The sequence below is a fragment of the Cryobacterium frigoriphilum genome (assembly GCF_004403305.1).
GTDB lineage: Bacteria > Actinomycetota > Actinomycetes > Actinomycetales > Microbacteriaceae > Cryobacterium > Cryobacterium frigoriphilum.
On sequence record NZ_SOHE01000053.1, the window covers coordinates 102,453 to 115,807 of the forward strand.

Annotated in this window: 12 protein-coding genes; 5 read left to right on the top strand and 7 right to left on the bottom strand. The window is 67.7% G+C overall.

What is annotated here, in order from left to right; all coding sequences use genetic code 11:
- The first annotated feature begins 73 nt into the window (after positions 1 to 73).
- Positions 74 to 274, top strand: a complete 201-nt coding sequence (locus tag E3T55_RS20460) for a hypothetical protein (protein ID WP_134519858.1) — start codon at positions 74 to 76, stop codon at positions 272 to 274.
- 1 nt (position 275) lies between these two features.
- Here E3T55_RS20460 and E3T55_RS12305 read toward each other — a convergent pair whose 3' ends face one another.
- On the bottom strand, positions 276 to 1,826 hold the full coding sequence (locus E3T55_RS12305; protein ID WP_198418569.1) for a carboxylesterase/lipase family protein: 1,551 nt from the start codon (positions 1,824 to 1,826) through the stop codon (positions 276 to 278).
- Positions 1,827 to 1,929: 103 nt separating this feature from the next.
- On the opposite strand from E3T55_RS12305, the gene E3T55_RS12310 reads away from it, so the two are divergent.
- The 3 genes from E3T55_RS12310 (at position 1,930) to E3T55_RS12320 (ending at position 5,572) form a co-directional block, all read left to right on the top strand.
- A complete protein-coding gene (locus E3T55_RS12310) occupies positions 1,930 to 3,273 on the top strand; it encodes a uracil-xanthine permease family protein (protein WP_134519859.1) in 1,344 nt (447 codons plus the stop codon).
- A gap of 89 nt (positions 3,274 to 3,362) precedes the next feature.
- Positions 3,363 to 4,130 carry an alpha/beta fold hydrolase gene (locus E3T55_RS12315; RefSeq protein WP_338145129.1) on the top strand — a complete coding sequence of 256 codons (768 nt, stop codon included), beginning with the start codon at positions 3,363 to 3,365 and terminating at the stop codon, positions 4,128 to 4,130.
- Positions 4,127 to 5,572, top strand: coding sequence for a diguanylate cyclase domain-containing protein (locus E3T55_RS12320; RefSeq protein WP_166791777.1), 1,446 nt, complete (start codon positions 4,127 to 4,129; stop codon positions 5,570 to 5,572). Before E3T55_RS12315 ends, E3T55_RS12320 begins: the two co-directional genes overlap by 4 nt.
- A 12-nt stretch (positions 5,573 to 5,584) precedes the next feature.
- Here E3T55_RS12320 and E3T55_RS12325 read toward each other — a convergent pair whose 3' ends face one another.
- Positions 5,585 to 6,070, bottom strand: coding sequence for an 8-oxo-dGTP diphosphatase (locus E3T55_RS12325; protein ID WP_134519862.1), 486 nt, complete (start codon positions 6,068 to 6,070; stop codon positions 5,585 to 5,587).
- Positions 6,071 to 6,092: 22 nt separating this feature from the next.
- Here E3T55_RS12325 and E3T55_RS12330 point away from each other — a divergent pair, with 22 nt between their 5' ends.
- Entirely contained in the window at positions 6,093 to 6,347 is a 255-nt protein-coding gene (locus E3T55_RS12330; protein ID WP_134519863.1) for a mycoredoxin, read from the top strand.
- Between the two features lie 596 nt (positions 6,348 to 6,943).
- On the opposite strand, the gene E3T55_RS12335 is transcribed toward E3T55_RS12330, so the two are convergent.
- The 5 genes from E3T55_RS12335 to E3T55_RS12355 form a co-directional block, all read right to left on the bottom strand.
- Positions 6,944 to 7,972, bottom strand: coding sequence for a 6-phosphofructokinase (locus tag E3T55_RS12335; protein WP_134519864.1), 1,029 nt, complete (start codon positions 7,970 to 7,972; stop codon positions 6,944 to 6,946).
- Positions 7,973 to 8,075: 103 nt separating this feature from the next.
- Positions 8,076 to 10,241, bottom strand: coding sequence for a DEAD/DEAH box helicase (locus tag E3T55_RS12340; protein WP_134519865.1), 2,166 nt, complete (start codon positions 10,239 to 10,241; stop codon positions 8,076 to 8,078).
- Between the two features lie 227 nt (positions 10,242 to 10,468).
- Complete coding sequence (locus E3T55_RS12345; RefSeq protein ID WP_241993036.1) at positions 10,469 to 10,810, bottom strand: DUF6804 family protein; 342 nt, start codon at positions 10,808 to 10,810, stop codon at positions 10,469 to 10,471.
- Positions 10,810 to 12,702, bottom strand: a complete 1,893-nt coding sequence (locus tag E3T55_RS12350) for a DUF2207 family protein (protein WP_134519866.1) — start codon at positions 12,700 to 12,702, stop codon at positions 10,810 to 10,812. The genes E3T55_RS12345 and E3T55_RS12350 overlap by 1 nt, the downstream gene beginning before the upstream one ends.
- Positions 12,703 to 12,792: 90 nt before the next feature.
- Positions 12,793 to 13,353 carry a GDSL-type esterase/lipase family protein gene (locus E3T55_RS12355; protein ID WP_241993037.1) on the bottom strand — a complete coding sequence of 187 codons (561 nt, stop codon included), beginning with the start codon at positions 13,351 to 13,353 and terminating at the stop codon, positions 12,793 to 12,795.
- Between the last annotated feature and the right edge of the window lie 2 nt (positions 13,354 to 13,355).

A 13,355-nucleotide genomic window follows, 5' to 3' on the forward strand; every position in this document is an offset into this window, starting at 1 on the left:
TTCGCGGGCCCAGCTGGAGCCGCGCCCGGTGATCTCGAAGTAGCGGTCGACCCGCGCGCGCAGGCCGGTGCGGGTGTCGGCCGCGGTCGTGTCGGGCGTCGTGTCGGGCGTCGTGACGGATGCCGCCGCGTCGGCGGGCAGGCCCGTGGCGCTGGTGTTTTCAGAGCGTGAAATGGTGTTCTCCCGTGCCGGTTTCGGCGTGACCCAGGTCGAACACGTCGCAGAGGGAATAGTTTACGCGGCCCGGCCCCGTTCGGGGACCGTCGACGGATGACTCAGACGTGCGGCACGAAGGCGCCCCAGGCGAGGCGCCGCTCGGCGAGCGGGTCTGCCTCGATGCGGTCGACGGTATCGATGATGAGCGTCTCCCGGGAAACCTCGTCGTAGCGCGGCCAGTCGGCATCCGGTACCCCGGTCGCGGCGAAGTTCAGCCACCAATACTGCATGCGGGCACCGATCTGCTGAAAGGTGCGTCGGCCGCCGAGTGACGTCATCGCCCGGCCGAACCAGCCGTCGAGCCGGTCGAACAGCGGAAACAGTTCGAGGCCGTGGGTGGCGTCCAGGCCCATCTGCCGCACCAAGCGCGGGGCCGCGTCGAAACGGTAGAAGAACACCGGCGCGTACCGCGAATGCCGTTCCCCGACTTTCACACTCGGGTACCAGAACGAATAGTCGCCGCCGAAGTCGAGCGCCGGACGCAGAGCCGGGATGCCGGGGTACTGCGCCTTGAGCGCCTTGCGGGCCTTCTTCTTGGTCTTCTTGAAAATTGCCCGGATGCGCGGGGGCGTCGTGGCGAGAATATCGATGCGTCCGCTGAACAGCGACCCCTCCCGGGCATTGGTGCCGATAATCAGCGGCACCCGGTGGGCGCGGCCGTCACGAAAGGCGTCGAGGGGGCGTTCGGGCAGAAATACTCCGTCGATGACCGGGCACAGCGGAATCGTTCCGGGGTACCGGTCGGGACTCTGCACGGTGAAGCGCGTGGTGAGCTCGGCGAGTCGTGCGGGCGTGGCCGCGAGCAGCAGCTCGGCGGCGGCCGTGGGCTCCCAGTCGCCGTCGCTGCCATCGGCCGCGAGGCTGTCGACGAATTCACCGGCCCAGACCGCGGTCAGTTCCGGCGGGTAGACCGCATTGGGCGGGGCGCTCTGGGCGATCGCCCGCTGGAACAGCCCGGCCGCGGCGGGCACCGTCATGAGGGTCGTGACCGCATTGCCGCCGGAGGATTCCCCGAAGACGGTGACCTGGCTGGGATCCCCGCCGAACGCGGCGATGTTGTCCCGGACCCACTCGAGGGCGGCCACCTGGTCACGCAGCCCGAGGTTGCTCTCAAACGGCCGTTCTGGCGTGGAGTACCGGCTGAAATCGAGATAGCCGAGCGCGCCGAGACGATAGTTGAGGCTGACGTAGAGAATACCGCCACGCCGCACGAGGCCCTCGCCCTGCCTCGGGACCTCCCGCGATGAACCGACGCTGTAGGCGCCGCCGTGAATGAACACCATGACCGGTCTGAGAGTCGCGCTGGGGGCATCCGGTGCCAGCACGTTGAGGTTGAGGCAGTCTTCACCCTGCGGGATACGCGGGTGAGCGCCGATGAACTGGCCCTTGTGACTCTGCGGGGCGACCGCCCCCCACTCACCCGCATCTCGCACACCCGCCCACGGCGCGATCGGCCGTGGCGCCCGAAACCGCAGGGCTCCGATCGGGGCGGCGGCATAGGGAATACCACGCCAGGCGCGCACTCCGCGCTCGCGGATGCCGCGCAGCACCCCGGTCGACACCGTCACGTCAAGGGGTTCCATGGTGCCGGTCTGGGCGAGTCGACTCATACTTCGATCCTATTTGTTACTACGATCGACACGATTGCCTGAGCACGGCACGGCCTGAACACGGGACGGCCTGAACGGGCTGCAACAAGCGGAACGAGACACCATGGCACGGCCCACCCTCCCCTGGACACTGCACGGCGACGGAAAGACGGTCGGTGCCGACGAGGTCGTCGCCCCCGGCGAACGCCTCAGCTGGCCCCTCACGATCGGCATCGGCGCCCAGCACGTCGTCGCCATGTTCGGCGCCACCTTCCTCGTGCCGTTGCTCACCGACTTTCCGCCGAGCACGACGCTGCTGTTCTCGGGCATCGGCACGCTGCTGTTCCTCATCATCACCGGCAACCGGCTGCCCAGCTATCTGGGGTCGTCGTTCGCGTTCATCGCCCCGATCACCGCGGCGACGGCATCCGCCGGCATGGGCAGCGCCCTGTTCGGCATTCTCGCCGTCGGGGTGCTGCTGGCACTCGTCGGCGTGATCGTGCAGCTCACCGGCACCGGCTGGATCGACGCTCTGATGCCGCCGATCGTGTCGGGTGCGATCGTCGCGCTGATCGGTTTCAACCTGGCTCCCGTCGCCAAGGCGAACTTCGACCTGGCCCCCGCCACGGCCCTCATCACCCTCGTCGCCGTGATTCTGTGCACCGTGCTGTTCCGGGGAATCCTCGGCCGGCTGTCGATCTTTCTCGGTGTGATCGTCGGCTACGTCGCTGCGGTGTTCTTCGGCGAGGTCGACTTCAGCCAGGTCGCCGCCGCACCGTGGATCGGGCTGCCGCCGCTCATGCTGCCGGCGAACCCGTTCGAGAACCCGTCCGCCGTGTTCGGCGTGCTGCCGGCGTTCCTGCCGGTCGTGCTCGTTCTGATCGCCGAAAACGTCGGTCACATTCGCGGCGTGGCACAGATGACGGATGCGAGGGTGAACCGGGTCACCGGTCGCGCCCTGCTCGCCGATGGCCTCGCCACCATGCTCGCCGGGTTTAGCGGTGGCAGCGGCACCACCACCTACGGGGAGAACATCGGTGTGATGGCCGCCACCCGCATCTACTCCACGGCCGCGTACTGGGTGGCCGGTATCGTCGCCGTGTTGCTCGGTCTCTCCCCCAAGATCGGCGCGGTCATCAACACGATCCCGGCCGGTGTGCTCGGCGGGGTGACGACAGCGCTGTACGGTCTGATCGGAGTGATCGGCGTCAAGATCTGGCTCGATAACAGGGTCGACTTCACCAAGCCGGTCAACCAGTTCACGGCGGCGACCGCGCTCATCATCGGCATCGCCGACTTCACCCTGAACGCCGGCACGCTGAGCTTCAACGGCATCGCGCTCGGCACCGTCGCGGCCATCACGATCTACCATCTGATGACCCTCGTGACCCGTCTGCGCACGCCGCGCTCGGAGCCGAGCGAGAAGGATCGCTCCGACATCACGGCGTCGAACAGCACCCCGGCCTAGCCCCTCACGGCCGCAGCGGCTACAGTCAAAGAATGCTCCAGGAACGTGGTTCTACCCCCTCGGGGGTGCGCCTTCGCAACAATGTGCACGTGACGGGTAACGCGTCCGGTCGCCCCTTGATCTTCGCTCACGGTTTCGGCTGCAGTCAGGAAATGTGGCGGGAAGTGGTTCCGGCCTTCGCCGCGGAGTATTGCATAGTGCTGTTCGATCATGTCGGCGCCGGCGACTCCGATCTGACGCAGTACGACTACGGCAAATACGATTCGCTGCACGGGTACGCGGACGACGTGCTCGAGGTCATGGCGGAACTCGACCTGCACGACGCCGTCTACGTGGGGCACTCGGTCAGTTCCATGATCGGGGTACTGGCCGCGACCCGCGATCCCGCACGGTTTGGCGCCCTTGCGCTGGTCTGCCCCTCGCCGCGCTACATCAACGACGGCGTCGATTACGTCGGTGGATTCGATCAGTCCGAAATCGACGGGCTGCTCGACGCGCTCGACGCGAACTATCTCGGCTGGTCGGCCGCCATAGCGCCGGTCATGATGGGCAACGCCGACCGCCCCGAGCTCGGGCAGGAACTCAGCACGAGCTTCTGCAAGACCGACCCCGACATCGCCAGCCACTTCGCGCACGTGACGTTCCTCTCCGATAACCGCCACGATCTGAGCCGGGTGAGCACTCCGACCCTCATCCTGCAGTCGGCACACGACGTGATCGCTCCCCTGCCGGTGGGCGAATATGTTCACCGGCAGATCCCCGGAAGCTCGTTCGTGGTGATGCCGATCTCGGGTCATTGCCCCAACCTCTCCGCTCCGACCCTGCTCGCGACGGAGATCCGGGCCTTCCTCGCGTGACCGAGAACGGCCAGACCCCCGCGGACCTCGACCCCGGCGAAATCCAAGACACCCTCGCTGACCTCTACGACCACGCACCGTGCGGGCTTCTCTCCACGACGCCCGACGGCATCGTGACCGACGTGAACGACACCTTTCTCACCTGGACCGGGCACGCCCGAACGAGCGTGCTCGGCACCCCGTTCGAAGGGCTGCTGACCGTCGGCAGCCACCTCTACTATGAGACTCGCTATCTGCCCGTGCTGCGCCTGGCCGGAGAGGTGCGCGAAGTGGCCCTGACGCTGCGCTGCGTCGGCGGCGCTGCCCTGCCCGTACTGGTCAATTCCACCACCCGGCTGGGGCCGGATGCGCGGCCGCGCCTCGTGCGGACCGCGATCTTCGACTCCACGCAGCGGCAGGACCTGGAGCGCGAGCTGCTTCTCGCGCGCCGTGTCGCCGAGGCCTCCGAGGCGCGCGTGCGGGTGCTGCAGGACGCCGGTGCGGCGTTCGGCGCCTGCGATTCGGAACAGGCAGTCGCCGAAGCCCTCGAACGCAGCGCCCGGCACGCTTTTCGAGCTACCGCGGCGGCCGTGGTGCTCACCGATGAGTCCGGGGAGATGCGGCTGGTTGCCGGGGACCATCCGCTGCTCGAAGCTTTGGCCGGCACGGTGCTGCAGCGCCCGGAGGCCGAAGCGCTGAGCGATGGACTCGCGGTCACGATCACCAGCCTCGAGGATGCCCAGGCCCGGTTTCCCGCCGTGGCCGAGGCGTTGCGAGCGACCCGGCTGGAGGCGCTGAGCGCCATTCCCCTCGTCGGCGGCGAACGGTCCCTGGGCATTCTGCTCTGTTTCTACGGACGCCGGCGTGAGTTCGACGCCGACGCTCTGGCACTGCAGGCGGCTCTCGCCCTGCAGGCGGTGCAGGTCTTCGAACGAGTGCGCCTGCACGCCGAGCTCGAGGACCTCGCCCTGTACGACCCGCTCACCGGCCTCGCCAACCGTAAACTGCTGCAGCACGCTCTGGGGGCAGCTCTCGTCTCCGCCGACCGCAAACACAACCCGCTGGCCGTGGTCTTTCTCGACCTCGACGGGTTCAAGGCCGTCAATGACGGTCTGGGGCATCTGGTCGGGGATGCGGTGCTGGAACAGGTCGCTGATCGGCTGCGCGCGGTCGTGCGGGGCAGCGATACGGTGGCGCGCTTCGGCGGGGACGAGTTCGTCGTGGTCTGTGAAGACATCACTGAGCCCGACGTGCGCCACCTGGCCGAGCGCATCCGTCTTGCCGTGAGGCAGCCCCTGCGAGGCGTCGCGGCCTCGTTCGCCGTGACGGCGAGCGTGGGCATTGCCCTGCACCACGCCGGTGTCGTCGGTCTGGTGCCGGCCGTGCTGCTGAGCGCGGCAGACCGGGCCATGTACAGGTCCAAGGCCGCGGGCAAGGACTCCGTCACGGTGCTGTCGGTCTGAGCCCGCGAGCGGTCACCCGCGGGAGGCCACCGTGGCGAGGTCGGCCGCGAAGGTGAACGTGTCCCGCACGGGCGTGCCGGCCAGCACACCGGGCAGCCAATGCCGGGCGTCGTCCCACATCTGCTCGACCGGCAGTGTGTCCACGTCGAACCAGACCGGGTTCAGCTCGTCGGACTCGCGCGGCGTGCCGCTCCACTCGGTCACCACGAACACGTTCGACACCTGGCTCCACGCCTCGCGGTGGGGAAACAGGTAGGTCAGCACGCCCATTGGCACGAGAGCGGATGCCGCCACGACAAGCCCGGATTCCTCCTCGATCTCGCGCACCGCGGCATCCCGTGCCGTTTCACCCGGCTCGAGTTTGCCGCCGAGACCCACGATATTGCCGAGCCCCAGGCCCTTCTTCTTGCGCCCGAGCAGAACCTGCCGGTCACCGGTCGGGGAGGTTCGGGTCAGGTAACAGACGCACACCTGGGGCAGTCCCGCAAAAACAGTCATGGCCAAAGCCTAAGCTGGGCCCATGGACTTTGTACCGAATACCGGAACCATCACTATGTTCACCACGAACTGGTGCGGATATTGCAAGCGCCTGAAGGTGCAGCTCGACAAGGCCGGCATCGGCTACACCGAGGTGAACATCGAGGAGATCGACGGCACCGCCGAGCTCGTGATGAGCCTGAACGACGGCAACCAGACCGTACCGACGATTCTGTACCCCGACGGTTCGGCGGCCACGAACCCGTCCATCACGCAGGTCCAGGCCAAACTCGCCTGAACCGCCTGAACGGCCTGAACCGCGTGGGTACCGTTCGACGGAGTTCGGCTCGAAAACACTCTTCTCGGGCTGTCCTGACGGTGTTCTCACGGTCACTCTCCGTCGAGAGGTGCGGGCCTGCCCACGGGCAGCGGCGCGGGCCACGGATGTCGCGGCATCCGTCGCCGAATGCGGCGTGCCCGCCCAGCCGAACGCGGTACCGCGCCGGGCAACGGCGCAGCCACAGCGCAGCGGGCTACATACGACGCGGCGCAGGTACCGCGCAGCGGCGCAACGACAGCGCACCGGCCGACATGCGACGCGACGCAGGGGCCGGGCACCGGCGTAACTACAGCGCCGCGGCGCTACTACCGCGCAGCTGAGGCCTTTTTTGCCTTCGAAGGGCGACGAGCGAGGTGCGCGGCAGGTGCGCCGCTACGCCGTAGGCACGCCTACGGCGTAGCGGCGCAGGTACCGCGCAGCTCTTCCGAGCCTCCCGGAAAGTGGCGCAACTACCGCGCTGCGGCGCAGGTACCGCGCAGAGAATCTGAGCCACCGGAGCGGGCTGACCCGCGGCGGGCCGGCACGGAAGCAGCGCGCTGGCCGCCCGAGCTCGATCAGCCGAAGAGTACGGCGGCCTCGTCGTAACGGGCCGGGGAGACCTTCTTGAGGCCGATCGTCGCCGCGGCGATGCTGACCACGTCGATCTCGGTACCGCGCAGCGACACCATGGAGCCCCACTGCGAGTTCTGCACGGCGTCGATTGCGGCCATGCCGAGCCGGGTGGCGAGCACGCGGTCGTAGGCCGACGGCGCTCCGCCACGCTGGGTGTGGCCGAGCACGGTCGCTCGGCTCTCGATGCCGGTGCGCTCCTCGATCATCGGAGCAATGAGCTCACTGATACCGCCGAGGCGGGGGCGGTCGAAGGCGTCGAGCCCCTTGTGGGAGTGTGCCTCCTCCATGCCGGCGAGCAGAAAGCCTTCTGACACCACGATGACGGGGGCGCGACCGCGGTCACGCACGTGCTCAACCCACTCGCAGATCTGCTCGATCGTCTTGGGCTGCTCGGGGATGAGGATCGCGTGGGCGCCGCCGGCCATGCCGGAGTGCAGCGCGATCCAGCCGACGTGACGGCCCATGACCTCGACGATCATGCACCGCCCGTGCGACTCGGCCGTCGTACGCAGCCGGTCGATGGCCTCGGTGGCGATCTCCACTGCGGTGTTGAACCCAAAGGAGTAGTCGGTGGCTTCGAGGTCGTTGTCGATGGTCTTGGGAACACCGACGATCTTGAGCCCGGCCTCCGTCAGACGGTGTGCCGCCGTCAGGGTGCCCTCGCCGCCGATCGCGATGACGGCGTCGATGCCCTGCGAATCCAGGGTGCGCTGAATGTTCTCGGGGCCGCCGTTCTCGCCCTCGAACGGGTTGGTGCGGGAGCTGCCGAGAATGGTGCCGCCCTGACGGGACAGGCCGCGCACGCTGTGCCGGTCAAGCGTCATGAAGTCGCCCAGCACGAGTCCGCGCCAGCCATTGCGAATGCCGACAAACTCGGCATCGTGCGCCCGCACACCCTTGAGCACAGCGCCGCGAATGACGGCGTTGAGCCCGGGGCAGTCGCCGCCGCTGGTGAGGATACCGATCTTCATGTGTGGCCGATCTTGTCAACAGCGGCAAACTGCCGCCCCCTAATGATGGGCCGGGGGGCGGCGGGACTCAAATCCGAGTTATGTGGTGACTTTCGCTCGGGGCCTACAGGTTGCCGTCGAGCGCCTGATTGAGCAGGTAGATGAGGGCGCTGGCCTGCACGGTGTCCTCCGGGCCGACCGGCTCGGTCGAGCCGTCGAGGGCGCGGGCCGCGAGGCCCTCCTTGCTGCCGATGAGGTCGGCGATGCGCGCGTCGATGGTGTGGGCGGCAATGATGCGCCAGGCGGTGACGGGTTCGTCCTGCCCGATGCGGTGCACGCGGTCGATGGCCTGCGTCTGCTCGGCCGCCGTCCAGCTCAGTTCGGCGAGCACGACGTTTGAGGAGGCCTGCAGGTTGACCCCGACACCGGCCGCGGTCAGCGAGCAGACCGCGATGCTGACGTTGGGATCGGTGTTGAATGCGTCGATTGCGGCCTGTCGAGCGAGCGCCGACTGGTCACCCCGCAGCGACACGGTCTTCAGGTCACGCTTGGCGAAAATCTCCTCGGCGGCATCCATGACGTCGATGTGCTTGGCGAAGAAGACCACCTTGCCGACCGAGCGTGCGAGCTGGGCGGCATAGTCGGCCGCGAGACCGGCTTTGGCCTGACCGATCTTGCGCACCATCGTGAACACGTTTTCACCGGTGGTCTGCCCCTTCGAGTCCTCGAGTTCGGCGAGGGCGACCGCACGGATGTACGCGGTGCGGGTCTCTTCGGGCGACAGCGACGAATCGGCACGGTCTTTGCGGGCCGCGATCAGGGCGGTGTAGCGCTTCACGAGGCGGGCGCCGAGTTCACGCTCGGCCTGGCGGATGGAACGGCCGAGGTCGTCGTCGAGTTCCACGGGCAGGTCGGCGATGCGCTTGGCCGGCAGGTCGGTGGCGACGTCGACCTTGCGGCGGCGCACGATGCCCATGTCGATGACCGACGCGCGCGCTTCCGGGTAGAAACCGACATCCGCCGGCGTCAGGCCGGTGTCTTCGAGGGCCTGCAGAAGCTCCGGGGCGGGCTTGTCACCCTCGATCCAGCCGAGGAACTGCCAGATCGCACGAAAGTCGTCGACGTCGTTGATGAGCGGGGTTCCGGTGAGGGCCATCAGCAGCGGGTTGGGCGTGCGGCGGCGAATCTGCTCCGCGAGGGCCAGCACGTGCTTGGAGCGCTGGGACTGCAGGTTCTTGATGAAGTGCGCTTCGTCGACGACCATGCCCTTGAATCCGAGCGAGCCGAGCCAGGCGAGGTGCCGGTCGAGCACGTCGTAGTTGACCACGACGACGTCGGCGAAGGCGTCGAGGGTATCGCCGTCGCCGTGAATGACGGTCGCGCGGCGGTTCGGCGTCCACAGTTCGACCTCGCGCGCCCAGTTCATCTTGACGACGTTGGGCACGATGGCGAGCAGCGGATACGAGTTGGTGACGGATGCCGCCAGCAGGCTCTGCGCGGTCTTGCCGAGTCCCGGCTCGTCGGCGAGCAGATAACTGCGGTGTCCCTGACGTGCGCTCTCGATGAAACGAGCCTGGTGACGCATGAGTTCCATGCCGGGAGGGGACAGCCGGTCCAGTTTGGGCGCTTCGGGCATGTCCATGCTCGCGGCCTGGCCGCCGGAACCGTACTCGAAGGATTTGAACAGCGGGCCGAGCAGTTCCCAGTTCGCGAGGCGGCGGGCGCGGGAGACGGGCGGCGGTGCTGCCGCGCTGAAGTCGGGGGCGAGGAACGGGTTGGCGAGCTGGCGGGCCTTGACCGACTGCGGCACGACCTGGCCGACCGGCATGACCGGCTTCACCTCGGGTTCGCGGCTGATGATGAGTTCGTCGGGGCTCAGCGCGGCACCGGATTCGATCAGCCAGTCTCGACGGAAGCGCTGCGCGACCGTCGACACCGAGGCATCCGGTTCAAGCAGGGTGATGAGGCTGGTGTCGCGCGCGGCGGTGCGGGCGAGAATCTGCGCGATGCCGTCGAGGCGTTTCAGCAGCTCGGCACGGTTGCCGTCGGTCTGGTCGCTGTCGCCCTTGACCCTGGCGCGTTCCTCGCGCATGAGCAGCGCGATGACCTGAAATTTGGTGCGGTTCGTGGGGCCCAGCTTGCCGCCGGTCTGGGCCTTCGCCTCGACCTCGCGCACCTTGCGGGCGAGGATCGGAATGATCGGGGCATCGTCGTCGCGCGAGCGCGGACGGGTGCGCCTCGGCGCATTGTTCCGGCCGGTGCCGGTGGTCTGGTGGCGAGTCTGAGCCATTGTTCTCCACTTCACAGCAGCACGGCACATGTGGGCCGCGCTCATCGGTGGCGGCGGGCATGCACGAGGTTCCGTGGACGTCGACGCGATCGACACGCTGAACCCCGGATCGAGCATCGTCGCGTTACAACAGCAGCGAAACGGTCGAATTGGTGATCGGGTTCTCCAAGCGCGCTTCCAGTGTACGCCCGGAAGCGCGCGCGACCGAACGCGAACTCAGCGGTCTTCTAGGTGTGCACCGGCACCTTGGTGCGCACACCGACGATGATGAACACGACCGCGCCAGCCATCTGCGTGAAGGCCCACCCGGTTCCCTCCAGCGGCAGAATCGCCACCGGGTTCCAGAGCACGGCGATCGGCACGAGACCGACAAGCCACCACCACGCCTTCGCCTGAATCACGAAGACACAGAGGATCAGCGCGAGGATGCTCGCGGCATAGCGGATAACGATGAAGCCCTCGCTTTCCAGCAGGGCGATACCGGCGAGCAGGGCGATCGCACCGAGCAGGCCGGGGGCCAGCGCGGCACGCGTGAACGTCGGTTCGAGCGGGGTTCCCATGTGTGCCATCAGTTACCGCCTCCCCCGCCGCCGCCACCGCCGCCACCGGCGGAGCCCCCGCTCATGCCCGAACTCGAGGAGCTGGCCGTGCTGCCCGACCACGCTGCCGTCGTCGAGGCCGAGAAAGCACTGATGCCGACGGCGAAGTAGGCGGCGTTGAAGCTGCCGCTGCCGACGTACCAGTCCGGCTGGGCATCCGCGCCCTGATAATACGTGCCGAGAACGCTCGACCACTCCTTTTCCTGGCCGAACAGTACCGCGTAGGGCAGCACGCGTTCGTACAGCTTCAGGACCCGGCTCGGATCGGAGCCGCCGTCGAAACCGGGTCGCGGCCGCCCCGGGGAGCGCAGCGCCCCCTCGGGGCTCTGCAGGACACGAAGCCGGTCGGCTTCGGCGAGGGCAATATACAACTTGAGGCCTTTCAGGTAGTCGCGCAGTTCGGCGCCGGTCGCGGTCAGCGGGCGTACGGAGCCCGCCACCACAACGGTGGCGATCGCGCTGAGAATTGCAAGGATGAGGGTGAGGATCGGCCAGCCGCCGCCGATTTCGGTGAGGCCGGCGATGGCACTGGCAACGACACCGACCGCGCCGACAGCGCAGGCACTGACAAGCAGCGCTGAGCGCAGCGCACCGCCGGGGTGGGTGCGGAATCCGGCCGGGATCATGCCGCGGCGCACAGCGGAGGTCACTTTCAGCAGGGCCGCGGTGAGTGTCGCGTCCTTGGCCGCGAGGTCACGGCGGGTGCCGGGTGCAAGGCCGGGAAACAGCACGGTGAGGATGCCGCGCTCGGTCTCGTCGACCCCCTCGCTGCCCCGTAGTTCCAGCTCGTAGTGCGGTGGCGCCGCGCCCTTCTTCGTGCCGGGCTTCCGGCCGGTCTTCGTGCCGGTCGCGTCGGTCTCGATCACCCGCAGGTTGCCGCGCACGGCGAGGCTCAGAAACAGCGCGGCCATGGCTTTCGCCGTTCCGCCGGCGATGTCGCTGGCCTGCAGCAGGTTGATGCCGCGCGGCGGCAGGTATTCGGCGATGATCGTGGGTCGCCCGGGAGCGTGCCGCCAGACCATGGCGCGCGCCGCGATGGCGCCGAGCAGTACGAGCAGCCCCAGCAGGGCCGCCCCCAGGCCGATGCCGGGAAACGGCGTGGCCGTGAAGGACCCGTCGCGAGGGGTGAAGGTACCTGCCTCGAACTCGGCGACGATCGTGAGGGTTTCGCGGGGTGCCAGATCGGTCGCGGCTGCCGTGAGGGTCGTGGCGGCGGCATCCGCTTCGGCGGCGCCCCCGTCAGCGGCACCCGGGCCGGATCGATCGAGCATTCCGCAGGCCTCGGTCGAGCCCTGCCCACCCCGGAAGCATTCGGTACCGCCGGTCAACGCGTCGACGATCGCGGCGTCGAAGGTCACGGTCGCCGAAATTTCAGCGACGGGCTGGTTCCACCCGGTGCCGTTGACATCCCAGTAAAATTCTTGCTGCTCGGAGTCGTCGGGGCTGAGCACCACGTGGGTCTGGCTGTAGGTGATGACATAGGTCTGGGCGCCGTGCACATAGTCATCGGCGCTGATGACGACGAGTTCGAGGTCTCCGTCACCCGACTCGATCTCGAAGTCGCGCGGCGTACCGTTTTCATCGGTGACGCTCTCGACGTCGAGACCGGTCGGGTCACCCTCGTAGTGGGTCGGAATGGCGCGGGTGAGGCCGTGATTCTGGTCGGCGGCCGGAAACCGGGCCACGATCGTCTCGACCGTGTTCAGGGTGGAATACCCCTCGGTGCTGATACCCAGCTCGTAGTCGGAGTGCCATGAGTCGAAGCTGAAGTCATCGACGTCGGCATACGCAGCGGTCGGCGCGGCAACCAGGGCGGCGCAGACGAGTGCGACCGCGATGACGAGGCGAAACGGTCGACGCATGCCTCCACTCTATCGAGCGGGTGGTGCGGCGGCCTCCCCCTGCACGCCGCCCTCGTCACGCCGAGCCGTCACGCCACGCCGTCACGCGACCTAGGCGTGCTGAATGGGAATGGAGGTCGTCGACGGCGGGAGTTCGAAGAGCGTCTCGAGGCCGGGGCGCAACTCGCCCACCCAGGCCTCGTACCCGGCATCGGTGAGGTGCAGCTGGTCCTGGGTAAAATCCGGTCCCAGCTCGCCTTCGGGTGTGGCGAGGGCGGGCCAGAGGTCGAGGTAACGCGCGTACTGCGTCGGCGCGTACTGCCAGATGTGTCGATTGATGGAACGGATGGTATCCGCGAAGTCCCTGCCGCGGGGCAGTAATGACTGCACCATGATGCGCGTCTCCGGCAGCCGTTTGCGCAGGGAGTGAATGATGGTTTCCAGGTTGCGTACGACGTACTCGTCGCTCTTGCGCCAGCCCAGGTCGTTGGTTCCGACCCCAATGACGATGGCGTCGGGACGAAGTTCAACCACGGCATCGAGGGCGCCGAGCACGTCATCGGTCGTATTGCCGGCGACCGCCAGATTGAGGATGTCGTACTCGGGAAACCAGTGTTCCCACTGTCCGCCCACGGTCAGCCCGTCGCCTAGAAAAGCAATTGAAACAGTCACAG